This is a genomic window from Streptomyces sp. T028 (assembly GCF_048159505.1).
In the GTDB taxonomy this organism is placed as follows: Bacteria; Actinomycetota; Actinomycetes; order Streptomycetales; family Streptomycetaceae; genus Streptomyces.
The window spans coordinates 32,358-55,350 of record NZ_JBLRVZ010000038.1; the positions used below are offsets into that span (position 1 = coordinate 32,358).

At 68.8% G+C, this 22,993-nt stretch carries 22 protein-coding genes; 4 read left to right on the forward strand and 18 right to left on the reverse strand.

The window, feature by feature from the left end:
• Positions 1-14 precede the first annotated feature (14 nt).
• From nuoK to ACLZN2_RS33445, 11 genes are read right to left on the reverse strand one after another with little or no spacing between them, the layout of a single operon-like run.
• The gene (gene nuoK, locus ACLZN2_RS33395) at positions 15-314 is read right to left on the reverse strand and encodes an NADH-quinone oxidoreductase subunit NuoK (protein ID WP_003974374.1); all 300 of its coding nucleotides are present in this window, start codon (positions 312-314) and stop codon (positions 15-17) included.
• Positions 311-1,162, reverse strand: coding sequence for an NADH-quinone oxidoreductase subunit J (locus ACLZN2_RS33400; protein WP_416983146.1), 852 nt, complete (start codon positions 1,160-1,162; stop codon positions 311-313). Before ACLZN2_RS33400 ends, nuoK begins: the two co-directional genes overlap by 4 nt.
• Complete coding sequence (gene nuoI, locus ACLZN2_RS33405; protein WP_416983147.1) at positions 1,159-1,770, reverse strand: NADH-quinone oxidoreductase subunit NuoI; 612 nt, start codon at positions 1,768-1,770, stop codon at positions 1,159-1,161. Before nuoI ends, ACLZN2_RS33400 begins: the two co-directional genes overlap by 4 nt.
• Positions 1,763-3,124 (reverse strand): NADH-quinone oxidoreductase subunit NuoH, encoded by a 1,362-nt coding sequence (nuoH, locus tag ACLZN2_RS33410; protein ID WP_416983148.1) that lies wholly within the window; start codon positions 3,122-3,124, stop codon positions 1,763-1,765. Before nuoH ends, nuoI begins: the two co-directional genes overlap by 8 nt.
• Positions 3,121-5,649, reverse strand: a complete 2,529-nt coding sequence (locus ACLZN2_RS33415; RefSeq protein ID WP_416983149.1) for an NADH-quinone oxidoreductase subunit G — start codon at positions 5,647-5,649, stop codon at positions 3,121-3,123. The genes nuoH and ACLZN2_RS33415 overlap by 4 nt, the downstream gene beginning before the upstream one ends.
• The gene (nuoF, locus tag ACLZN2_RS33420) at positions 5,646-6,995 is read right to left on the reverse strand and encodes an NADH-quinone oxidoreductase subunit NuoF (protein WP_416983150.1); all 1,350 of its coding nucleotides are present in this window, start codon (positions 6,993-6,995) and stop codon (positions 5,646-5,648) included. Before nuoF ends, ACLZN2_RS33415 begins: the two co-directional genes overlap by 4 nt.
• The gene (nuoE, locus tag ACLZN2_RS33425) at positions 6,992-7,771 is read right to left on the reverse strand and encodes an NADH-quinone oxidoreductase subunit NuoE (protein WP_416983151.1); all 780 of its coding nucleotides are present in this window, start codon (positions 7,769-7,771) and stop codon (positions 6,992-6,994) included. Before nuoE ends, nuoF begins: the two co-directional genes overlap by 4 nt.
• Positions 7,768-9,090 carry an NADH-quinone oxidoreductase subunit D gene (locus ACLZN2_RS33430; protein ID WP_416983152.1) on the reverse strand — a complete coding sequence of 441 codons (1,323 nt, stop codon included), beginning with the start codon at positions 9,088-9,090 and terminating at the stop codon, positions 7,768-7,770. Before ACLZN2_RS33430 ends, nuoE begins: the two co-directional genes overlap by 4 nt.
• Entirely contained in the window at positions 9,087-9,836 is a 750-nt protein-coding gene (locus tag ACLZN2_RS33435) for an NADH-quinone oxidoreductase subunit C (RefSeq protein ID WP_416983153.1), read from the reverse strand. Before ACLZN2_RS33435 ends, ACLZN2_RS33430 begins: the two co-directional genes overlap by 4 nt.
• Positions 9,833-10,387 (reverse strand): NuoB/complex I 20 kDa subunit family protein, encoded by a 555-nt coding sequence (locus ACLZN2_RS33440; RefSeq protein WP_055635348.1) that lies wholly within the window; start codon positions 10,385-10,387, stop codon positions 9,833-9,835. The genes ACLZN2_RS33435 and ACLZN2_RS33440 overlap by 4 nt, the downstream gene beginning before the upstream one ends.
• Before the next feature lie 13 nt (positions 10,388-10,400).
• Positions 10,401-10,760 carry an NADH-quinone oxidoreductase subunit A gene (locus ACLZN2_RS33445; protein ID WP_007383963.1) on the reverse strand — a complete coding sequence of 120 codons (360 nt, stop codon included), beginning with the start codon at positions 10,758-10,760 and terminating at the stop codon, positions 10,401-10,403.
• 713 nt (positions 10,761-11,473) lie between these two features.
• On the opposite strand from ACLZN2_RS33445, the gene ACLZN2_RS33450 reads away from it, so the two are divergent.
• On the forward strand, positions 11,474-12,283 hold the full coding sequence (locus ACLZN2_RS33450) for a C40 family peptidase (protein WP_416983154.1): 810 nt from the start codon (positions 11,474-11,476) through the stop codon (positions 12,281-12,283).
• A 101-nt stretch (positions 12,284-12,384) separates the two neighbouring features.
• Here ACLZN2_RS33450 and ACLZN2_RS33455 read toward each other — a convergent pair whose 3' ends face one another.
• Complete coding sequence (locus ACLZN2_RS33455) at positions 12,385-13,704, reverse strand: geranylgeranyl reductase family protein (RefSeq protein WP_416983155.1); 1,320 nt, start codon at positions 13,702-13,704, stop codon at positions 12,385-12,387.
• Positions 13,705-13,774: 70 nt separating this feature from the next.
• Here ACLZN2_RS33455 and ACLZN2_RS33460 point away from each other — a divergent pair, with 70 nt between their 5' ends.
• On the forward strand, positions 13,775-14,317 hold the full coding sequence (locus tag ACLZN2_RS33460) for a GNAT family N-acetyltransferase (RefSeq protein WP_416983156.1): 543 nt from the start codon (positions 13,775-13,777) through the stop codon (positions 14,315-14,317).
• A 155-nt stretch (positions 14,318-14,472) separates the two neighbouring features.
• Positions 14,473-14,787 (forward strand): PASTA domain-containing protein, encoded by a 315-nt coding sequence (locus tag ACLZN2_RS33465; protein ID WP_416983157.1) that lies wholly within the window; start codon positions 14,473-14,475, stop codon positions 14,785-14,787.
• A 9-nt stretch (positions 14,788-14,796) separates the two neighbouring features.
• Here the strand turns inward: ACLZN2_RS33465 and ACLZN2_RS33470 are convergent, their stop codons facing one another.
• Genes ACLZN2_RS33470 through ACLZN2_RS33485 form a run of 4 tightly spaced genes read right to left on the reverse strand, consistent with a single transcriptional unit; the run spans position 14,797 to position 19,754 of the window.
• Positions 14,797-15,492, reverse strand: a complete 696-nt coding sequence (locus ACLZN2_RS33470) for a demethylmenaquinone methyltransferase (protein ID WP_416983158.1) — start codon at positions 15,490-15,492, stop codon at positions 14,797-14,799.
• Between the two features lie 44 nt (positions 15,493-15,536).
• On the reverse strand, positions 15,537-16,961 hold the full coding sequence (locus tag ACLZN2_RS33475) for an acyltransferase family protein (protein ID WP_416983159.1): 1,425 nt from the start codon (positions 16,959-16,961) through the stop codon (positions 15,537-15,539).
• Entirely contained in the window at positions 16,958-19,342 is a 2,385-nt protein-coding gene (locus ACLZN2_RS33480) for a bifunctional polysaccharide deacetylase/glycosyltransferase family 2 protein (RefSeq protein ID WP_416983160.1), read from the reverse strand. The genes ACLZN2_RS33475 and ACLZN2_RS33480 overlap by 4 nt, the downstream gene beginning before the upstream one ends.
• Positions 19,343-19,361: 19 nt before the next feature.
• Positions 19,362-19,754 carry a hypothetical protein gene (locus tag ACLZN2_RS33485; protein ID WP_416983161.1) on the reverse strand — a complete coding sequence of 131 codons (393 nt, stop codon included), beginning with the start codon at positions 19,752-19,754 and terminating at the stop codon, positions 19,362-19,364.
• A gap of 307 nt (positions 19,755-20,061) precedes the next feature.
• Here ACLZN2_RS33485 and ACLZN2_RS33490 point away from each other — a divergent pair, with 307 nt between their 5' ends.
• Positions 20,062-21,099: a chitinase gene (locus tag ACLZN2_RS33490; protein WP_416983162.1), complete on the forward strand. Its 1,038-nt coding sequence runs from the start codon at positions 20,062-20,064 to the stop codon at positions 21,097-21,099.
• 32 nt (positions 21,100-21,131) lie between these two features.
• On the opposite strand, the gene ACLZN2_RS33495 is transcribed toward ACLZN2_RS33490, so the two are convergent.
• Together ACLZN2_RS33495 and mqnC are read right to left on the reverse strand one after the other, a co-directional pair.
• Complete coding sequence (locus ACLZN2_RS33495; RefSeq protein ID WP_416983163.1) at positions 21,132-21,779, reverse strand: hypothetical protein; 648 nt, start codon at positions 21,777-21,779, stop codon at positions 21,132-21,134.
• Between the two features lie 14 nt (positions 21,780-21,793).
• A complete protein-coding gene (gene mqnC, locus ACLZN2_RS33500) occupies positions 21,794-22,993 on the reverse strand; it encodes a cyclic dehypoxanthinyl futalosine synthase (RefSeq protein WP_416983164.1) in 1,200 nt (399 codons plus the stop codon).

Consider the following 22,993-nt stretch of genomic DNA (forward strand, 5'->3'; position numbering starts at 1 on the left):
ATTCTTCCGACCCCTTACAGCTTCATCAGGCTGGCGTCGTCGACCGAGGCCGAGTGGCGGGAACGGAACAGCGACACGATGATCGCGAGCCCCACCACGACCTCCGCTGCGGCGACGACCATCGTGAAGAAGGCGATGATCTGGCCGTCGAGGTTGCCGTGCATCCGGGAGAAGGCGACGAACGCGAGGTTGCAGGCGTTGAGCATCAGCTCGATGCACATGAACACGACGATCGCGTTGCGCCTGATCAGCACGCCGGTCGCGCCGATCGTGAACAACAGGGCGGCGAGGTAGAGGTAGTTGACGGGGTTCACTTCGACGCCTCCTCGGTCCGCCGGGAGCTCCGCTCGAGGCGCGGCGGTTCGCTCTTGCCGCGCTCCAGACGGTCCTCCGCGCGCTCTTCCAGCGCCTTGAGGTCGTTCAGCGCCTGGGTGGACACGTCACGGATCTGGCCGCGTTCACGCAGGGTGCTGCTGACCGTGAGCTCCGACGGGGTGCCGTCGGGCAGCAGGCCCGCGATGTCCACCGCGTTGTGCCGCGCGTACACGCCCGGCGCGGGCAGCGGCGGTACGTGCTTGCCTTCGCGGACGCGCTGTTCGGCCAGCTCACGCTGGGTCTTGGCCCGCTCGGTGCGCTCGCGGTGGGTGAGCACCATGGCGCCGACGGCGGCCGTGATCAGCAGGGCGCCGGTGATTTCGAAGGCGAAGACGTACTTGGTGAAGATGAGGGCGGCGAGGCCCTCCACGTTGCCGTTCGCGTTGGCCTGGGAGAGGCCGGTGAACTCGGTCAGGGAGGCGTTGCCGATGCCGGCGACCAGCAGGATACCGAAGCCGAGACCGCACACCAGGGCCAGCCAGCGCTGGCCCTTGATGGTCTCCTTCAGGGAGTCCGCCGCCGTGACGCCGACGAGCATCACCACGAACAGGAACAGCATCATGATCGCGCCGGTGTAGACGACGATCTGCACGATGCCCAGGAAGTAGGCGCCGTTGGCGAGATAGAAGATCGCCAGGATGATCATGGTGCCCGCGAGGCAGAGCGCGCTGTGGACGGCCCTCTTCATGAAGACGGTGCACAGGGCGCCGATCACCGCGACGGTGCCGAGGACCCAGAACTGGAAGGCCTCTCCGGTGGAGGTGGAGTAGGCGGCGAGCTCGTTCATGCCTCCACCTCCTCCGGGGAGGGCTCCTCGCCCTTGGAGACAGCCACCTGGCGCTCCGTGCCGGGCGCGGCCTCGGTCACCAGGCCCCGGTAGTAGTCCTGCTCGTCGGTCCCCGGGTAGATCGCGTGCGGGGTGTCGACCATGCCGTCCTCGAGGCCGGCCAGCAGCTGCTCCTTGGTGTAGATCAGGTTGGCGCGGCTGGAGTCGGCGAGTTCGAACTCGTTCGTCATCGTGAGCGCGCGCGTGGGGCACGCCTCGATGCACAGGCCGCACAGGATGCAGCGGGCGTAGTTGATCTGGTACACGCGCCCGTACCGCTCGCCCGGCGAGTAGCGCTCCTCGTCGGTGTTGTCCGCGCCCTCGACGTAGATCGCGTCGGCGGGGCAGGCCCAGGCGCACAGCTCACAGCCGACGCATTTCTCCAGGCCGTCCGGATGGCGGTTGAGCTGGTGCCGTCCGTGGAACCGCGGGGCGGTGGTCTTCTTCTGCTCCGGGTACTGCTCGGTCAGCCGCTTCTTGAACATGGCCTTGAAGGTCACGCCGAAGCCGGCCACGGGATTCTGGAAGCCGGGCTTCGTCTGCCCGGTCTCCTTTGGCTCCTCAGCCATCGGACGCCTCCTTTCCATCCAGCGATCCGTCACTGACAGTGTCCGACCCACCACTGACAATCAGCTCCCGCTCCCGGCGCGGACGGCGCCTGGGCACCGCGGGAAGCTCCTGTCCGGGCAGTGGCGGTACGGGGAATCCGCCCGCCATCGGGTCGAAGCCGGCGGGTTCGGCGGGGGTCTGGGCCGCTTTCGCGCCGCTGCGGAACATGTCCACGACGAAGGAGAGCAGCAGCAGGGCCAGGACACCGCCGCCGACGTAGAGGGCGATCTGGGCGAAGTCGTAGTTCTCGTTGCGCAGGGTCCGTACGGTCGCGACGAGCATCAGCCAGGTCACCGACACCGGGATGAGGACCTTCCAGCCGAGCTTCATCAGCTGGTCGTAGCGCACGCGCGGGAGCGTGCCGCGCAGCCAGATGAAGAAGAACAGCAGCAGCTGGACCTTGACGACGAACCACAGCATCGGCCACCAGCCGTGGTTCGCGCCCTCCCAGAAGGCGCTGATCGGCCAGGGTGCGCGCCAGCCGCCCAGGAAGAGCGTGGTGGCCACGGCCGAGACGGTCACCATGTTGACGTACTCGGCGAGCATGAACATCGCGAACTTGATCGACGAGTACTCGGTGTTGAAGCCGCCGACCAGGTCGCCCTCGGACTCCGGCATGTCGAAGGGGGCGCGGTTGGTCTCGCCGACCATCGTGACGATGTACAGGATGAACGAGACCGGCAGCAGGATGATGTACCAGCGGTCCGTCTGCTGCTCGACGATCGTCGACGTCGACATCGACCCCGAGTAGAGGAACACCGAGGCGAACGCGGCACCCATGGCGATCTCGTACGAGATCATCTGGGCGCACGAGCGCAGGCCGCCCAGCAGCGGATAGGTGGATCCGGAACTCCAGCCCGCCAGGACGATGCCGTAGATGCCGACCGAGGCGACCGCGAGGATGTACAGCATCGCGATCGGCAGGTCGGTGAGCTGCATCGTGGTGCGCTGGCCGAAGATCGAGATCTCGTTGTCGGCCGGGCCGAAGGGGATCACCGCGATCGCCATGAAGGCCGGGATGGCCGCGACGATCGGTGCGAGGACGTAGACGACCTTGTCCGCGCGTTTGACGATGATGTCTTCCTTGAGCATCAGCTTCATGCCGTCGGCGAGCGACTGGAGCATGCCCCAGGGGCCGTGCCGGTTGGGGCCGATGCGCAGCTGCATCCAGGCGACGACCTTGCGCTCCCAGACGATGGAGAACAGCACGGTCAGCATCAGGAAGGCGAAGCAGAACACCGCCTTGATCACGACCAGCCACCAGGGGTCGCGGCCGAACATCGAGAGGTCTTCAGCGGCAAGGTACGGGCTCATGCCTCCACCTCCTTGGGGGCTTCGGCGGCGGGCGTCGCCGGACCGATGCGGACGAGGGAGCCGGGCCTTGCCCCGGAGTCGGAGGCGACGCCGCCACCGGTGGAGTTCAGCGGGAGCCACACCACCCGGTCGGGCATCTCGGTGACCTGGAGCGGCAGTTCGACGACTCCGCGCGGGCCGGTCACGGCGAGGACGTCACCGTCCTTCACCCCGGACTCGGCGGCCGTCGCGGCCGACACGCGTGCGCGTGCCGCGTGCCGCGTCCCGGCGAGCGCCTCGTCGCCCTCCTGCAGGAGGCCCTGGTCGAGCAGCAGCCGGTGCCCGGCCAGTACGGCCTCCCCCGCGGCCGGCCTCGGCAGCACACCGGAGGTCTCCAGGGGTTCGGTGGCCCGCGGGCCGTCCCACCCGCCCAGCCGGTCCAGCTCCGCGCGCGCGGTGCGCAGATCCGGCAGGCCCAGGTGGACGTCCATGGCGTCGGCGAGCATCTGCAGCACGCGCGCGTCGGACGGCGCCGGACGGCGCGTCATCTGGTCGGGCTTGAGCGCGGCCTCGAAGAAGCGGACCCGGCCCTCCCAGTTGAGGAAGGCACCCGGCTTCTCGGCGACCGCGGCCACCGGCAGGACGACGTCCGCGAGCCGCGTGACCTCGCTGGGCCGCAGCTCCAGCGACACCACGAAGCCGGCCTCGGCGAGCGCCTCACGCGCGCGCAGCGGATCGGGCAGGTCGGCGACCTCCACACCCGCGACGAGCAGCGCCTGCAGTTCGCCGGACACGGCGGCCTCGACGATCTCACCGGTGTCCCTGCCGTGCCGGTGCGGGAGTTCGGCGAGCCCCCAGGCGGCCGCGACCTCCTCCCGCGCGCGCGGGTCGGTCGCCGGACGCCCGCCCGGCAGCAGCGACGGCAGCGCACCCGCCTCGATCGCGCCCCGCTCCCCCGCCCGGCGCGGAATCCACACCAGGGAGGCTCCGGTGGCGTTGGCGGCCCGTACGGCGGCCGTCAGACCACCGGCCACACTCGCCAGCCGCTCCCCTACGACGATCACCGCGCCCTCGGCGCGCAGCGCCTGAGCGGCCTGGCCGCCGGCCTCGTCCAGGCCGACCCCGCCGGCGAGCGCGTCCAGCCACTCGGTCTCGGTGCCCGGAGCGGCCGGCAGCAGCGTGCCGCCCGCCTTCTCCAGGCCGCGCGTGGCGTGCGTGGCCAGCGAGAACACCTTCTGTCCGTGCTTGCGCCAGGCCTTGCGCAGCCGCAGGAAGACGCCGGGCGCCTCCTCCTCGGACTCGAACCCGACCAGCAGGACGGCGGGTGCCTTCTCCAAGGAGGTGTACGTGACGCCCGTACCGTCGAGGTCACGGCCGCGGCCGGCCACCCGGGCCGCGAGGAAGTCGGCCTCCTCGGTGCTGTGCACGCGCGCGCGGAAGTCGATGTCGTTGGTGTCGAGCGCCACGCGCGCGAACTTGCTGTACGCGTACGCGTCCTCGATGGTGAGCCGGCCGCCGGTCAGGACGCCGGTCCTGCCGCGCGAGGCGAGCAGGCCCTGAGCGGCGATCTGCAGGGCCTCCGGCCAGGACGCCGGCTGCAGGTCGCCCTCGGCGTTGCGCACCAGGGGCGTCTCGAGCCGGTCGCGCTGCTGCGCGTACCGGAACGCGAAGCGCCCCTTGTCGCAGATCCACTCCTCGTTGACCTCGGGGTCCGGGGCCGCCAGGCGCCGCATGACCTTGCCGCGCCGGTGGTCGGTGCGGGTGGCGCAGCCGCCGGAGCAGTGCTCGCACACCGAGTGCGAGGAGACCAGGTCGAAGGGGCGGGAGCGGAATCGGTACGCCGCCGAGGTCAGCGCGCCGACCGGGCAGATCTGGATGGTGTTGCCGGAGAAGTACGACTCGAACGGGTCGCCTTCGCCGGTGCCGACCTGCTGCAGCGCGCCCCGTTCGATCAGCTCGATCATCGGGTCGCCCGCGACCTGGTTGGAGAACCGGGTGCAGCGGGCGCACAGCACGCACCGCTCGCGGTCGAGCAGCACCTGCGTGGAGATCGGGACCGGCTTCTCGTAGGTCCGCTTGCGGCCGTCGAAGCGGGACTCGGCCTGACCGTGGGACATGGCCTGGTTCTGCAGGGGGCACTCGCCGCCCTTGTCGCAGACCGGGCAGTCCAGCGGGTGGTTGATGAGGAGCAGCTCCATCACTCCGTGCTGGGCCTTCTCGGCCACGGGCGAGGTGAGCTGGGTCTTCACCACCATCCCGTCCGTGCAGGTGATCGTGCAGGACGCCATCGGCTTGCGCTGGCCCTCGACCTCAACGATGCACTGGCGGCAGGCGCCGGCCGGGTCGAGGAGGGGGTGGTCGCAGAAGCGGGGGATCTCAATGCCGAGCTGCTCGGCGGCCCGGATGACCAGGGTGCCCTTGGGCACGCTGATCTCCGCGCCGTCGATCGTCAGCGTCACGAGGTCCTCCGGCGGGACCGCCGCCTCCCCCCCTCCCGAGGGACGCTGGCCCGCGGCGGAGCCGCTTTCAGACTGCTGTACGGTCATGCGTTCACCTCCGGGCGGTCGGCCCAGGCCGTCGACTTCGCCGGGTCGAAGGGGCAGCCCCGGCCGGTGATGTGCTGCTCGTACTCCTCGCGGAAGTACTTGAGCGAGGAGAAGATCGGCGAGGCGGCGCCGTCGCCGAGGGCGCAGAACGACTTGCCGTTGATGTTGTCGGCGATGTCGTTCAGCTTGTCGAGGTCGGCCATCACGCCCTTGCCGGCCTCGATGTCACGCATCAACTGCACGAGCCAGTACGTGCCTTCGCGGCACGGGGTGCACTTGCCGCAGGACTCGTGGGCGTAGAACTCGGTCCAGCGGGTGACGGCGCGCACCACGCACGTCGTCTCGTCGAAGCACTGGAGTGCTTTCGTGCCGAGCATGGAACCCGCGGCACCCACTCCTTCGTAGTCAAGAGGGACGTCGAGGTGCTCGTCGGTGAACATCGGGGTCGAGGAGCCGCCCGGCGTCCAGAACTTCAGGCGGTGGCCCGGTCGCATGCCGCCGCTCATCTCGAGGAGCTGACGGAGGGTGATGCCGAGCGGGGCCTCGTACTGGCCGGGGCTCGCGACATGCCCGCTGAGCGAGTAGAGCGTGAAGCCCGGGGACTTCTCGCTGCCCATCGTCCTGAACCATTCTTTCCCGTTTTTCAGGATGGCGGGAACTGACGCGATCGACTCGACGTTATTCACCACAGTCGGGCAGGCATAGAGGCCCGCGACCGCAGGGAAAGGGGGACGGAGCCGCGGTTGACCACGGCGGCCTTCGAGCGAGTCGAGCAGTGCGGTCTCCTCACCGCAGATGTACGCGCCGGCGCCGGCGTGCACGGTGATGTCGAGGTCGAGTCCGCTGCCCAGGATGTTCTCGCCGAGGTAGCCCGCCGCATGGGCCTCGCGCACGGCCTCGTGCAACCGCCGCAGAACGGGGACGACTTCACCACGCAGATAGATGAACGCATGCGACGACCTGATGGCATAACACGCGATGACCATGCCCTCGATGAGGCTATGCGGGTTCGCGAAGAGGAGCGGGATGTCCTTGCAGGTGCCCGGCTCCGATTCGTCGGCGTTGACAACTAGATAGTGCGGTTTTCCATCACCCTGGGGAATGAACTGCCATTTCATCCCCGTCGGGAATCCCGCGCCACCGCGCCCGCGCAGACCGGAGTCCTTGACGTACGCGATCACTTCGTCCGGGGACATGGCGAGCGCCTTGCGGAGTCCCTCGTACCCCTCGTGCCTTCGGTAGACGTCCAGTGACCAGGACCTCTCCTCGTCCCAGAAGGCCGACAGCACGGGTGCGAGCAGCTTCTCGGGGCTGCTGCCTTTCAGCTCGGGTGCCAAGGTCATCACTCCCCCTCCTCGGTGACCGTGTCCGTGGGGCGCGCGTCCTCGGGTTCCTCCCGCGGATGGACCACGCGCGCGGGTGCGGCCTCTCCCCTTGCCAGGCGAAGGCCCACCAGCGACGCCGGTCCCGCACTGCCGCTCGCCTCGACGGCCCCTGGCCGCTCGTCGGGGAAGCCGGCCAGAATCCGCGCGGTGTCCTTGAAGGTGCACAGCGGCGCCCCGCGCGTGGGCGACACCTCACCTCCGGTCCGCAGGTCGTCCACCAGGCGCTTCACGCTCTGCACGGTCTGGTTGTCGAAGAACTCCCAGTTGACCATCACGACCGGCGCGAAGTCGCAGGCCGCGTTGCACTCGATGTGCTCCAGGGTGATCTTTCCGTCGTCGGTGGTCTCACCGTTGCCGACGCCGAGGTACTCCTGGAGCGCCTCGAAGATCGCGTCGCCGCCCATCACCGCGCAGAGGGTGTTGGTGCAGACGCCCACCTGGTAGTCGCCGCTCTTGCGGCGGCGGTACATGGTGTAGAAGGTGGCGACCGCGGTGACCTCGGCCGTGGTCAGGCCGAGGACGTCCGCGCAGAACTGCATCCCGGTGCGCGTGACGTGTCCCTCCTCCGACTGCACGAGATGCAGCAACGGCAGGAGCGCGGACCGGGAGTCGGGGTAGCGGGCGACGATGTCGCGCGCGTCCGCCTCCAGCCTGGCCCGGACGTCGTCCGGGTAGGGGGGCGCCGGCAGTTCGGGCATGCCCAGGCTGACGCCCCGGTCGGAAGAAGAGGTGGTCACCGGTCGACGCCTCCCATCACGGGGTCGATGGACGCGACGGCGACGATGACGTCGGCGACCTGGCCGCCCTCGCACATCGCCGCCATGGCCTGCAGGTTGGTGAAGGACGGGTCCCGGAAGTGGACCCGGTAGGGGCGGGTGCCTCCGTCGGACACGGCGTGCACCCCGAGTTCGCCCTTGGGCGACTCGACCGCCGCGTACGCCTGTCCCGGCGGGACGCGGAAACCCTCGGTGACCAGCTTGAAGTGGTGGATCAGGGCCTCCATGGAGGTGCCCATGATCTTCTTGATGTGGTCGAGGGAGTTGCCGAGGCCGTCCGGTCCCAGGGCGAGCTGGGCCGGCCAGGCGATCTTCTTGTCGCCGACCATGACCGGGCCGGGCTGCAGCCGGTCCAGGCACTGCTCGACGATCCTCAGCGACTGGCGCATCTCCTCCAGGCGGACGAGGAAGCGGCCGTAGGAGTCGCAGGAGTCCGCGGTCGGGACGTCGAAGTCGTACGTCTCGTAGTCGCAGTACGGCTGGGTCTTGCGCAGGTCGTGCGGCAGGCCGGTGGAGCGCAGGATCGGGCCGGTGGCGCCGAGGGCCATGCAGCCGGCCAGGTCGAGGTAGCCGACGTCCTGCATACGGGCCTTGAAGATGGGGTTCCCGGTGGCGAGCTTGTCGTACTCGGGGAGGTTCTTCTTCATCTTCTTCACGAACTCGCGGATCTGGTCCACCGCGCCGGGCGGCAGGTCCTGGGCGAGTCCGCCGGGGCGGATGTACGCGTGGTTCATCCTGAGGCCCGTGATGAGCTCGTACAGGTCGAGGATCATCTCCCGGTCGCGGAAGCCGTAGATCATGATCGTGGTGGCGCCGAGCTCCATGCCTCCGGTGGCGATGCACACCAGGTGGGAGGACATGCGGTTCAGCTCCATCAGGAGCACCCGGATGATCTTGGCGCGCTCGGGGATCTGGTCCTCGAGGCCGAGGAGTTTCTCGACGGCGAGACAGTAGGCGGTCTCGTTGAAGAAGGACGTCAGGTAATCCATGCGCGTCACGAACGTGGTGCCCTGCGTCCACGTGCGGAACTCGAGGTTCTTCTCGATTCCGGTGTGGAGGTAGCCGATGCCGCAACGGGCCTCGGTGACCGTCTCGCCCTCGATCTCCAGGATCAGGCGGAGCACGCCGTGGGTGGAGGGGTGCTGGGGGCCCATGTTGACGACGATGCGCTCGTCGTCGGCACGGGACGCGGACTGGACGACCTCGTCCCAGTCGCCACCGGTGACCGTGTAGACGGTGCCCTCGGTGGTTTCGCGGGCGGCTGCTGACTGCGTGCTCACGAGTACGACCTCCGCTGGTCCGGAGCCGGGATCTGGGCGCCCTTGTACTCGACGGGGATGCCGCCGAGGGGATAGTCCTTGCGCTGCGGATGGCCCTGCCAGTCGTCCGGCATCATGATCCGCGTCAGGGCCGGGTGACCGTCGAAGACGATCCCGAAGAAGTCGTAGGTCTCGCGCTCGTGCCAGTCGTTGGTCGGATAGACCGAGACCAGGGAGGGGATGCGCGGCTCGGCGTCCGGGGCGCTGACCTCCAGGCGGATCAGCCGGTTGTGGGTGATCGAGCGCAGGTGGTAGACGGCGTGCAGCTCGCGGCCCTTGTCGTTCGGGTAGTGGACGCCGCTGACACCGGTGCAGAGCTCGAAGCGCAGGGCAGGGTCGTCGCGCAGGGTGCGCGCGACGCGCAGCAGGTGCTCACGCTCGATGTGGAAGGTGAGTTCGCCGCGGTCGACGACCGTCTTCTCGATCGCGTTCTCGGGGACCAGGCCCTGTTCCTCCAGGGCGCCCTCGAGTTCGTCGGCGACCTCGTCGAACCAGCCGCCGTAGGGCCGGGCGGCCGGGCCCGGGAGGCGGACGGAGCGGACCAGCCCGCCGTAGCCGGAGGTGTCGCCGCCGTTGTTGGCGCCGAACATACCCCGCTGGACGCGGACCTCCTCGCCGCCCTGGCCGCGCTGGCCGGGGAGGTTGGAGGCGGAGAGATCCTTCTCGGGATTCACGCCGTCCGCATGCGTGCCGTTCGCGTCGCTCACCGCAGCAGCCCCTTCATCTCGATCGTGGGCAGGGCCTTGAGCGCCGCTTCCTCCGCCTCGCGGGCCGCTTCCTCGGCGTTCACGCCCAGCTTGGAGTTCTGGATCTTGTGATGGAGCTTGAGGATCGCGTCCATCAGCATCTCGGGGCGCGGCGGGCAGCCGGGAAGGTAGATGTCGACGGGGACGATGTGGTCGACGCCCTGGACGATCGCGTAGTTGTTGAACATGCCGCCCGAGGACGCGCACACGCCCATGGAGATGACCCACTTCGGGTTCGGCATCTGGTCGTAGACCTGCCGCAGCACCGGTGCCATCTTCTGGCTCACCCGGCCGGCGACGATCATGAGGTCGGCCTGGCGGGGTGAGCCGCGGAAGACCTCCATGCCGAAGCGGGCCAGGTCGTAGCGGCCGGCGCCGGTGGTCATCATCTCGATGGCACAGCAGGCGAGGCCGAAGGTGGCGGGGAAGACGGATGCCTTGCGCACCCAGCCCGCGGCCTGTTCGACGGTGGTCAGCAGGAAACCGCTCGGCAGCTTTTCTTCGAGTCCCATGGCTAAAGGCCCCTCAGTCCCATTCCAGGCCGCCGCGCCGCCAGACGTACGCGTAGGCGACGAAGACGGTGAGCACGAAGAGCAGCATCTCGACGAGCCCGAAGACACCCAGGGCGTCGAAGGTGACGGCCCAGGGGTAGAGGAAGACGATCTCGATGTCGAAGACGATGAAGAGCATCGCCGTCAGGTAGTACTTGATGGGGAAGCGCCCGCCGCCGGCCGGCGTGGGGGTCGGCTCGATTCCGCACTCGTAGGCCTCGAGCTTGGCGCGGTTGTACCGCTTCGGCCCGATCAGCGTGGCCATGACCACGGAGAAGATCGCAAAGCCTGCCCCGAGGGCTCCCAGTACGAGGATGGGCGCATACGCGTTCACCGCTCCTCGCTCCTCTCAGTCGGCACTGACTGCTGGCGATGGCATCGGACTCACATCCGCCTCACGCGTTACACAAGTCCCGCCCGTCCCGGCGAAGATCGCGAACATGTGAAGCAGGTCACAAGCCCAACTGCTCCGCATCCTATGCCCGCCGCTCTGTGATCTGCGACACGGGGTATTGCAGAAGCTTTGTGATCTCCACCACCTAACGAAGGATCATGAAGTCATATCAGCGGCGATCTTCGCACCGGAAGCGCCAGAGTGATCACAAGAAGTGACATTTGCGCTCGTCACCGCAGGCAGCGAGGGGCGTCTCAATATCAAGAGAGTTCCCTTGCATGCAAATTGGTGGTGGACGCGACGGGTTGATAGAGGGACGCGTTCACACATCGGAGGGGACCCGGGGTCGGATGTGAACGCGTGCACGCGTTCACGAGCGGGACGAAAAGTGATCTACGCGCGTGACGCGGTCGTACCGGTGACCGTTCCGTGACCTCCGCCACATCAATGAGAGACCTCTGAGAACCGGGCTTGGCCAACGATCCCGGCCAATGGTAGGCCGAGGGCAATTCGGGCGTATCAATGAAAGCCCGTGATCACAGGCTCGAATGCCCATGTCCGCAATGTCCGTTACGGCGTCAATAAAGAGTGGCGCGAACGGTGTTTGAGGCCCACGTTGAACAAATGTGGCGCAGGACACGTTTCTTGAAGGTATGGAGGATCCCCTGATACCGGTTGGACTCATGTCCCACACCGCTCACATACGCAGCCACCGGAAGCCCCGCCGCAGCGCGTCGAACATCGCGATGCGGGCCGGAGTCGCCAGTGGTGTCCTCGGCACGCTGGCGGTCGCCACGGCGGCCGGTTCGGCCAACGCCGCCGAGCCGGTGACCCAGACGCTGGAACTGCCCATGTTCACGGGCGACCTGGCGGCCCAGGTGGCGCAGTCCGCCCAGGCGACGCAGCAGGCGGCCGCGAACTACCAGCTCGAGGCCGAGCGTGACGCGGCCGCCGCCGCGGCGGCCAAGGAGGCCGCGAAGGACCTCGCCGCCGCCAAGAAGGCCGAGGCGAAGAAGAAGGCGGAGGAGGCCCGTGTGGCCGCCGCGGAGGCCGCCTCCCGCTCCGCGGGACGTTCCACCCTCTCCACGACCGCCTCCGCGCCCGCCAGCGGCAGCGTGGCCACGGTCATCGCCTTCCTCAAGGCACAGGTGGGCGACGCGTACGTCCTGGGCGGCACCGGCCCCAACGCGTGGGACTGCTCGGGCCTGGTCCAGGCCGCCTTCAAGCAGGTCGGCGTCGACCTGCCGCGCGTCTCCGAGGACCAGTCGATGTCCGGCACGGACGTCTCCCTGTCCAACCTTCAGGTCGGCGACATCCTCTACTGGGGCGCCAAGGGTTCCGCCTACCACGTGGGCGTCTACATCGGGAACGGCCAGTACCTGGACGCGGCCAACCCCTCCAAGGGTGTTGTCATCCAGCAGCTGTCCGGATACCCGGCGACGGGTGCGGTGCGCGTCCTCTGAGACCCGCCCCACTCGCCACCACGACACCCACACACACGTAAGGGCCGCTGCCGCTCGGGGGCAGCGGCCCTACGCGTCGTCCGTGGGCTCCGTACGGCCCGTCAGGCCTTCGGGGCCACCTTGCTCAGGCCGTTGATGATGCGGTCCATCGCGTCGCCGCCCGTGGGGTCGGTGAGGTTGGCGAGCATCTTCAGGGTGAACTTCATCAGCATCGGGTGGGTCAGACCCCGCTGGGTCGCGACCTTCATGACCTTCGGGTTGCCGATGAGCTTCACGAAGGCGCGGCCCAGGGTGTAGTAGCCGCCGTAGGTGTCGGCGAGGATCTGCGGGTAGCGCCGCAGGGCGAGTTCGCGCTGGGCGGGGGTGGCGCGGGCGTGGGCCTGGACGATGACGTCGGCGGCGATCTGCCCGGACTCCATGGCGTAGGCGATGCCCTCCCCGTTGAAGGGGTTGACCAGGCCGCCGGCGTCGCCGACGAGCAACAGGCCCTTGGTGTAGTGGGGCTTGCGGTTGAAGGCCATGGGGAGGGCGGCGCCGCGGATCGGGCCGGTCATGTTTTCGGGGGTGTAGCCCCAGTCCTCCGGCATCGACGCGCACCAGGCCTTGAGGACCTCGCGCCAGTCGAGTTCCTTGAAGGAGTCGGAGGTGTTGAGGACGCCCAGCCCCACGTTGCTCGTCCCGTCGCCCATGCCGAAGATCCAGCCGTAGCCGGGCAGGAGACGGTCCTCGCCGGGGCCGCGGCGGTCCCACAGCTCCAGCCAGGACTCCAGGTAGTCGTCGTCGTGGCGCGGGGAGGTGAAGTAGGTGCGGACCGCGACGCCCATGGGGCGGTCCTCGCGGCGGTGCAGCCCCATCGCCAGCGACAGCCGGGTGGAGTTGCCGTCGGCGGCGACCACGAGCGGGGCGTGGAAGGTGACTTCGCGCTTGTCCTCGCCCAGCTTGGCGTGGACGCCGGTGATCCGGCCGGTGCGGTCGTCGACGATCGGGGCGCCGACGTTGCAGCGCTCGTGGAGGCGGGCCCCGGCCTTCTGGGCCTGGCGGGCGAGTTGCTCGTCGAAGTCGTCGCGCTTGCGGACGAGGCCGTAGTCGGGGAAGGAGGCGAGATCCGGCCAGTCCAGCTGGAGGCGTACGCCGCCGCCGATGATCCGCAGGCCCTTGTTGCGCAGCCAGCCGGCCTCCTCGGAGATGTCGATGCCCATGGCCACGAGCTGCTTGGTGGCGCGCGGGGTGAGGCCGTCGCCGCAGACCTTCTCACGCGGGAACTGGGTCTTCTCCAGCAGGAGTACGTCGAGTCCGGCCTTGGCGAGGTAGTACGCGGTCGTGGAGCCGGCCGGCCCCGCGCCGACGACGATGACGTCTGCGGTGTTCGCGGAGAGCGACTCGGAGGCGGACTCGGAGTGGGGCTCGGTCTCGACGGTCACGGCGGGATCTCCCCAAGTTCGTAATCTGCGTGCCGTCCGGCACTGGACATGGGCAGTCTATTCAGCAGAATTGATCACCTGGCTGAAGGGCTGCCCCGTGAACCGAGCTCTCCCCGTAGTACGGCTGCGCGTTCCCACGGACGAGGACGCGGTCGCCTGGCACCGGGTCTTCGCCCACCCGGACGTGATGGAGTTCCAGGGCGGCAGGCCGGCCGAACTCTCCGTCTACGAGGAGCTCACCGCCCGCCAGCGCCGGCACGACGCCGAGTACGGCTTCTGCCTGTGGACCATGCTGGACCGTGACGACCGGGTGATCGGCTTCACGGGCGCGCAGCCCTGGCCGCGGGAGTGGGGGCCCAAGGGCGAGATCGAGATCGGGTGGCGGCTCGGGCGGGAGCACTGGGGCCAGGGGTACGTCACGGCGGCCGCGCAGATGACGCTGGAGCGGGTACGGGCGGCGGGCGTGCCGACGGTGGTGGCCATGGTCGCCGCGGACAACGCGCGCTCCATCGCGGTCACACAGCGCCTGGGGATGCGGCTCGAGGAGGTCTTCACGACGCCGGAGTCGAAGCGGGAGGGCCACTGTTACCGGCTGGACCTCCAGCCCCGGTGACGCCGCCCCGCCCCGTCCCGCCCCGGCATTCGTGACGCTGGGTAGCGAAAAGTCACGGATGGACACACAGCGCTTCCGAACGGCACACCTGTGCGGTTACCCTTCCAGTACCGCTGGGGGTGACATCTGTGCTCATACCACCCAAAACACCCGATGTGCGTGTGCCACGGTTCGTCGGCCTGATGGCCGTGGACGCGCGCGAGACGGCCGCGGCACAGGGCGTGCTGCTGGCCGCTCCGGACCGGCCCGACTTCCACCGAGCCGTCGTCGACTACGTCGTACGGCAGTACCCACCGCCCGGGGTGGAGATACCGCGCGGGGCCGTCGTCACCGTGTGGTTCGACTTCGCCGAGGGCGAGGGCGGCGGAGGCGCGGGCGTACGGGAGCCGCGCGTGCCGAGACCGGGCGGAGGAGGACTGGAACGCGAGCTGGACCGGCCCAAGGACCCCTTCGAGCCCCTCGCGCTCTGACAGCCCCGCTCAGGCCTGCTTGAAGCCCCGGTGGAGGGTCACCACGCCGCCCGTGAGGTTGCGCCAGGCGACCCGGGACCAGCCGGCCTTGCGGAGCAGCTCGGCGAGCGCGGGCTGGTCGGGCCAGGCGCGGATGGACTCGGCGAGGTAGACGTACGCGTCCGGGTTCGAGGAGACCGCGCGGGCCACCGGAGGCAGGGCGCGCATCAGGTACTCGGTGTAGACCGTGCGGAACGGCGCCCAGGTCGGGTGCGAGAACTCGCAGATCACGACGCGTCCGCCGGGCCGGGTCACCCGGTACATCTCGCGCAGGGCCGCGTCGGTGTCCTGCACGTTGCGCAGGCCGAAGGAGATGGTGACGGCGTCGAAGGTGTCGTCCTTGAACGGCAGCCGTGTCGCGTCCCCGGCCGTGAACGGCAGCCAGGTGTGCTTCTTCTTGCCGACCTGGAGCATGCCGAGGGAGAAGTCGCAGGGGACGACGTACGCCCCCGTCGCCGCGAACGGCAGGGAGGAGGTGGCCGTGCCCGCGGCGAGGTCCAGGACCTTCTGCGCCGGGCGGGCGTCGACCGCCTTCGCGACCTCCTTGCGCCATCTGCGGTCCTGACCGAGGGACAGCACGTCGTTCGTCAGGTCGTACCGTTCCGCCACGCGGTCGAACATCGAGGCGACTTCGTGGGGCTGCTTGTTCAGGGAAGCGCGGGTCACCTCGCCATTCTTGCAGCACGGCTTCGGCGCGCGGCAGGACACCCTCAGGGCAGCAGCCTCGGCTTCTTCTTCGCCGCCACGTCCTCCACCCACCCGGCCAGCAGCACGAAGACCGCGATCAGCACCCAGCCGATGCCGAACATGAACCACTGGCTCTCCAGCGGCAGGTACTTCTCGAACGCCGGGACGTTCCAGAACTGGTCGATCAGCGGGACGGCGAGGATCAGGGCGATCTCGTGCCAGAGGTAGATCGTGACCGCGCGCGCGTTGAAGACGGTGACGATCCGGTTCGTACGGCGGAAGCGGGTCAGCCACGCGAAGTCGATGCCGAAGTACGACTTGGCCCACATCAGCAGCAGCACACAGCCCGCCGACCAGAAGGCCTGCGCGAGGGGGTTCTCGTCGAGGTCGTAGGTGCCGAAGTCCGCCTGGTGCGCGAAGGCGTACCAGCCGCCGAAACCGACCGCGGCGAGCGAGAGCACGACGACGAGGGCCGGCTTCAGCTTCTGGAGCACGCCGTCGCGGTGTGCGAAGCCGAGCATCCAGCAGAAGAGGTACGTCGACAGGTCCCACAGGGCGCTGCCCAGCCGGTTGTCCGGGCCGGACCAGACGAAGTTCAGCACGAGGACGGGCGTGAGGGAGAGCGCGAGGACCGGGAGGGGGGCCAGGCGGAACACCCTCAGCAGGAGCGGGGAGAGCAGGACGAACCAGAGGTACGTGCGCAGGTACCAGAGGATCTCCCAGGCCTGCTCGCCCCAGGCGTTGCCCGGGGGGTCGCCCAGCGGGACGATCCAGTAGACGATCTCCCAGTTCGGCATCCAGTCGTGGATCAGCATCGCCAGGACGACGAAGACGCCCCAGAACCAGAACGGGGGTAGCAGCCGGCGGAGGCGGCTCTTGATCACCTTCGGGGCCGGGCGCTCCAGGGACTTGGCCATGAGGGTGCCGGCCAGGCCGAACATGATGCCCATCGAGGGGAAGACCATGCCGGCCCAGGCCCAGCCGAAGGTGTGATAGGTGACGACCCGGATCAGGGCGAGGGCTCTGAGGGTGTCGAAGTAGCGGTCTCTTGTGGGCGGCGGGGGGTTGGGGTCCTTGGTGTCCGTTTCGTCGGTGCCCTGTGCTGTCGGCTGTGCCCACCCTCCCCCACTCTCGGCTTCGCTCGAGCGGGGGGACCCCCATCGCCCTGCGGAACGACTGCCCACAGCGGTCGCGATCGCGGCCTCGGCCGCCGGCTGCGGCTCCGGGTGCGGCTCGGGGTCCATCACCGGGAGTGGGGTCGTCGCCTCGGGAGTCTGGGCGTACTCGACGTACTCGGCGTACTGGGGCTGCTGGGGCTGCTGGGGCTGCTGGGGCTGCTGGCCGTAGTCCTCGTAGGTGTACGGGTACTGGGGCTGTTGCCCGTAGTCGTAGCCGTAGCCGTATTGCTGCTGGTCGTAGCCGTACGTCTGCTGTTGTTCCCAGCTCATCCGCTCACCCCTGCCGGGGTGCCGACCTCGCCGGTCCGCTTCAGTTTCTGCCAGCGGAGGCGGCCGCCGGTGAGGGCGGTGATGGAGGAGTGGATGAGGACGAGGTACATCATCTGGCGGTAGGCCAGCTGCTGCAGCGGCATCATCAGCAGGTAGCGGTACTTCTCCTTGTCGAGGCGGAAGGCGTACGCCGCGCAGCCCAGCTGGATGCCGAGGACCGCGAACCAGGCCAGCAGGGCCGCCTGGAAGTCGACGAAGATCATCGAGTAGACGGTGAACACGTCGATCAGCGGGGCGAAGACCGGCGTGACGATCTGGAAGAGGACCACCAGCGGCATGCCGACGCGGCCGAAGCGGCCCGAGGGGCCCTTGTCGGTCAGCGACTTGCGGTGCTTCCACAGCGCCTGCATGGTGCCGTAGGACCAGCGGTAGCGCTGCGACCACAGCTGCTTGAGCGAGCCGGGCGCCTCGGTCCAGGCCTTGGCGTGCTCCTGGTAGACGACCTGCCAGCCCGCGCGGTGCATGGCGATGGTGATGTCGGTGTCCTCGGCGAGGGTGTCCTCGCTCATGCCGCCGACCTCCAGCACGGCATCGCGCCGGAACGCGCCGATCGCGCCGGGGATGGTGGGCATGCAGCGCAGCAGGTCGTACATACGGCGGTCGAGGTTGAAGCCCATCACGTACTCGATGTGCTGCCAGGCGCCGATGACGGTGTTGCGGTTGCCGACCTTGGCGTTGCCGGCGACCGCGCCGACCTTCGGGTCCGCGAACGGCTGCACCAGCTGGTGCACGGCGTCGGGCTCGAAGACGGTGTCGCCGTCCATCATGATGACGATGTCGTAACTGGCGTTGCGGACCCCGTTGTTGAGGGCGGCGGGCTTGCCCGCGTTCTCCTGCCGGATGACCCGGACGTTCCTCATGCCGAGCGAGGCGGCCGCGTCGCGCGCGATCTCGGACGTACCGTCCGTCGAACCGTCGTCGACCACGATGATCTCGATCGGGTGGGTGCTCTGCGCCAGCGACTGAAGGGTGTTGGCGATGCACTCCTTCTCGTTGTACGCCGGGACGATCACGCTCACCGGCCGGGTGACCGTCGGCCCCCAGCTGAAGCGGCGCTTGTTGCGCAGCCGGTAGTGGCGGCGGGCGAGGATGAGCATCATCCCGAACCGGCCCATGACGGCCACGCCCACGACCATCAGCCCCACCGACAGTGCCGGGACCGTCCACTCGGCGAGCGCGACCGCCCCGATGAGGGCCTTGCCCTCGTAGAGGGTGACTCCGGTGGCCTCGCGGTGGGCGGCCTGGAGGGGGTTGCGGGCCTCCGCCGCGCCCGAACCGCCGCCGGCGTTGCCGATCCCGGTGCCGTACCCGTTCGCGGTGCCGTTCCCGGTGCCGTTCCCGTTGCCCTCGCCGTTCGGCGCGCCACCGGGCTGCTGGCCGGCCTGCTGCCCCGCCGCGGCCCCCGCACCGGAGCCGGAAGCCTGCTGACCGTCGGCGTTCTGCTCCTCCAGCACACCGCTGATGGTGGTGAAGGTGTACCCCTTCGCCTTCATCTTCTTGATGTACTTCGGCAGCGCCTTGATGGTCTGCGACCGCTCGCCGCCCGCGTCGTGGAAGAGCACCGAGGCGCCCTCATCGTCGTCCGGCGTGGCCCACTTGATGATCTTCGAGACGCCCGGCTTCTTCCAGTCGTCGCTGTCGGTGTCGACGAAGACGCTGGTGTAGCCGTCCGCGCCGAGCTCCTTGTAGACGGGCCAGCTGTAGTTGTCGATGGCGTCCGTCTCGGAGGAGTACGGGGCGCGGAAGAGCGTGGTCGTGATACCGGCGGCGCCCGCGAGCGCGAGCTGGGTCTGCTGCATCTCCCGGTCGACGCGGGTGTCGCTCTGGTAGGAGAGGTCGACGTGGGTGAAGGTGTGGATGCCCACCTCATTTCCCTGGTCGACCATCGTCTTCACGATGCTCGGGTAGCGGGACACCATCGAGCCGACCACGAAGAACGTGCCGGGTACGTCGTACTCCTGGAGGATCTCCAGGACCTTCGGCGTCCAGGTCGGGTTGGGGCCGTCGTCGAAGGTGAGCGCGATCGTCTTGTCCGGGACGGACACGGTCGTCGCCTGGCCGCCCCGGAAGGTGAGGATCGGGCCGCCGTCCAGGACCTCGTCCGGGACCTTGCTGGAGCTGGCGCCGGTGCGCACGCGCTGGTCGCCGCCGACCTCGGCGCGCAGATAGCCGTCGAGCAGCATCACGCTGGTCAGCGCGAGCAGAAGCAGCAGGGCGAGGATGACGCGCGGTTTCTGCAGCGCCGCGGCCTTGCCCGCCGCCCGCTTCATACGGGTGGGGGCGCGGCGGCGCCCGCGGGAGGGAGTCGTCGTCGTGGTCATGGCGGTGGTGGCGGTCCCGTCAGTTGGCGGAGGCGGAGGCGGACGGGGAGGCGGTGCCGGTGGGCAGCGAGGAGCGGCCGGCGCCGCCCGGCGCGCCTATCTCGTTGCCCAGGCCCCCGTTGGGGCGGATGCCGCCGGCGGGGCCCTGCCGGTTCTGGCCGTCTCCGCCGAACGGCAGCAGCGAGGACGGTGTGAGGGAGGTGCCCCAGCCCATGAAGGCGGCGCCGAGGACGGTCGCGTAGGCCAGGCAGCCGACACCGAGGAGGATGCCGATGCGGCGCAGCAGCTTGGACCTGCGTCCGGAGTTGTCCACGAACACGGGACCGTCGGCGGCGTTGCCCTCGCGTTTGCGACGGCGACCGCGAACGGCGTCATGACTATCGACGGCAGGCTCGGAAGACTCGGAATGCATTCCCCGGATATTAGGGAGTCTTTATGTGCCGGGAACCCGGAAATCCATGTGAGAGACCCATGAGAAACGCCTTAACCTGTCTCTTTCCTGAGAGTCTCTGAGAAAGCCTGCGCGAGCAGCCCTCGATGAGGGAGGGTTGAATGCCCCTCTTGAGGGGGTGATTGTCCGTTTTTGCCGTGCCGTGTCCGTGAGGCCCCTGTACGTTCCCTGTCCAAAATTTGTGCGGCATTGTGTGAGACATTTTCCTTTGAAATACGTACTCCTATTTTCCCCTGAGACACAAATCACGAGAGCTGGTGCATGCCACATGAGGAGTTTCCTGAAGCCGATGGCGGGGCTCAGTTGCCTGTTTGCCCTGGCCACGGCGGGGTGCTCCGCGGGGTCCGACGGCACTTCGGACGCGGCACCCGAGCCGCCCGATCGGAGCTCGTCGTCCCCGTCCGCGAGCGCCACGGAGGAGGCTTCGTCCGGTACGTCCTACGCGCCGTACGTCAGTGCGTCGGACGCCTCCGACAACGACTCCGCGGGCTCGCCGGTGACGTACAACCTGGCCTTCGTCATCTCCGACGGCAGCAGCTGTACGGCGAAGTGGAACGGCACGGATGCCGTCGACGACTCGGCGGTCACCTCCCGTATCTCGGCGCTCACCGATTCCGGGGCCACGGTCCGCGTCTCCTTCGGCGGGGCCTCCGGCAAGGAGCTGGCGTCCACCTGCGACAGCGCGTCGGCGCTGGCGAACGCCTACGGCGCGGCCCTGGACGCGGCCGGCTCCACCCAGGCCGACTTCGACATCGAGGGCGACGAGCTGACCGACTCGGACTCGGTCGCCCTGCGCTCCAAGGCGATCGCGCTGCTCCAGGAGGAGCGGTCCGACCTGGAGGTCTCCTTCACCCTCCCGGTGATGCCGTCAGGGCTGGACGACGACGGGCTCGCGCTGCTGGAGTCCGCGAACAAGTACGACGTCCAGGTCTCCACGGTCAATCTGATGACGATGAACTACGGCGAGTCGTACACCGGGGACATGGGGGCATACGCGATCACCTCGGCGAAGGCGGCGCAGGAGCAGTTGAGGGACGTCTTCGGGACGTCGGACGAGACCGCGTGGAAGGGGATGGCGCTCACCTCGATGATCGGCACGAATGACGTGGACAACGAGACGTTCACGCTGGCCGATGCGGCCGAGGTGCGGGAGTTCGCCGCGGAGAAGGGGATCGCGTGGGTTTCGATGTGGGCGACGTTTCGGGATCAGCAGTGTGAGGACGGGACGGATACGGATGATGCGCTGACCAACTGCAGTGGGGTGGAGCAGAGTTCGGGGGCGTTCGCCGAGGCGTTCTCGGGGTAGGGGGAGGGGAGTTCTGTGGCAGGCCGGAAGCCTCACCTGGACCGGTACAGCAATCTGCCCTCGATCACCGTCGCCACACAGCAGGACGCGCCCTTCGCCGTCAACGTCGCCTCGTCCTCCGCGTCGAAGACCGTGAAGGTGGCGGGCATGGCGGCGAGCGGAAACAGGGGCATCAGGACGGCGTCCGCCAGGCTCCGTCCGACCAGCGGGTCGAGACCCGGCGGGCCCGCGGGGTCCTCGAACCGCTCCTCGATGCTCAACCCCGCCCGGCGCACGGCGTCCACCACGCCGGGCCGCCACAGGTCTCCGGCGACCGCCACGGTCCCGTGGGCCAGCAGCCGCTGTACACCCCGCCGCGCACTCGCGCCCCAGCGGGCGTCGGTCATCGGCAGGGCCGCGAGGGCCGCGCCCGTGAGCGGCTCGGTGCCCAGCTCGTCGGCCTCACGCGGGTCCGGATGGTAGGCCTGCTCAAGGAGTTCGGGGCCGTACGGGTTCAGCAGCCCGGGAGCCAGGAGCCCCGGCCAGCGCCGCACACGGGCGGTCGGACGCGCGTCCGCCAGCTCCTCGTACAGGCCGACGGCGGCGATCTCCCTGCCCTCGACCACTACCGCGCCGCCGGGCAGGGAAGGCCGCTTCGGATCGCCGAACACCAGCAGGTCGGCGGTGTGAATCGTCAGCATGCCGAAGGAAGGCCCTAGTTGGAAGCGAGCAGCTTCAACTCCGGGTGGGCCGTGCCGCCTTCGATGGCCGTCGAGGAGATGTGGGACATCACGCGCTCGTCGACGGGGTCGTTCGCGGGGTCGTCGTGGACGACGAGGTGCTCGTAGGTCGTCGAGCGCTGCGCCGGGACCCGGCCCGCCTTGCGGATCAGGTCGATGATCTCCAGGCGGTTGGAGCGGTGCTTGGCGCCGGCCGAGGAGACGACGTTCTCCTCCAGCATGATCGAGCCGAGGTCGTCCGCGCCGTAGTGCAGGGAGAGCTGGCCGACCTCCTTGCCGGTGGTGAGCCAGGACCCCTGGATGTGCTGGATGTTGTCCATGAAGAGACGCGCGACGGCGATCATCCGCAGGTACTCGAAGAGGGTCGCCTGCGTACGGCCCTTCAGGTGGTTGTTCTCGGGCTGGTAGGTGTACGGGATGAAGGCGCGGAAGCCGCCCGTCCGGTCCTGTACGTCACGGATCATCCGCAGGTGCTCGATACGCTCGGCGTTGGTCTCGCCGGTGCCCATGAGCATGGTGGACGTGGACTCGACGCCCAGTTTGTGCGCGGTCTCCATGATCTCCAGCCAGCGCTCGCCGGACTCCTTGAGGGGCGCGATGGCCTTGCGGGGGCGTGCGGGAAGCAGTTCCGCGCCCGCGCCGGCGAAGGAGTCGAGGCCGGCCGCGTGAATACGGGTGATGGCCTCCTCGACCGGCACTCCGGAGATCCGGGCCATGTGCTCGACCTCGGAGGCGCCCAGCGAGTGGATCACCAGCTGGGGGTAGGCCTCCTTGATGGCGGAGAAGTGCTTCTCGTAGTACTCGACGCCGTAGTCGGGGTGGTGGCCGCCCTGGAACATGATCTGGGTGCCTCCGAGTTCGACGGTCTCGGCACAGCGGCGCAGGATGTCGTCGAGGTCGCGGGTCCAGCCCTTGGCCGTGTCCTTGGGGGCGGCGTAGAACGCGCAGAACTTGCACGCCGTGACGCACACGTTCGTGTAGTTGATGTTCCGCTCGATGATGTACGTCGCGATGTGCTCGGTCCCGGCGTACTTACGGCGGCGTACGGCGTCGGCGGCGGCGCCCAGGGCGTGCAGGGGCGCGTCGCGGTAGAGGTCGAGCGCCTCCTCCGGGGTGATCCGCCCACCCTCGGCGGCGCGGTCGAGCACAGACTGGAGGTCGGCCTTCTCGGTCAC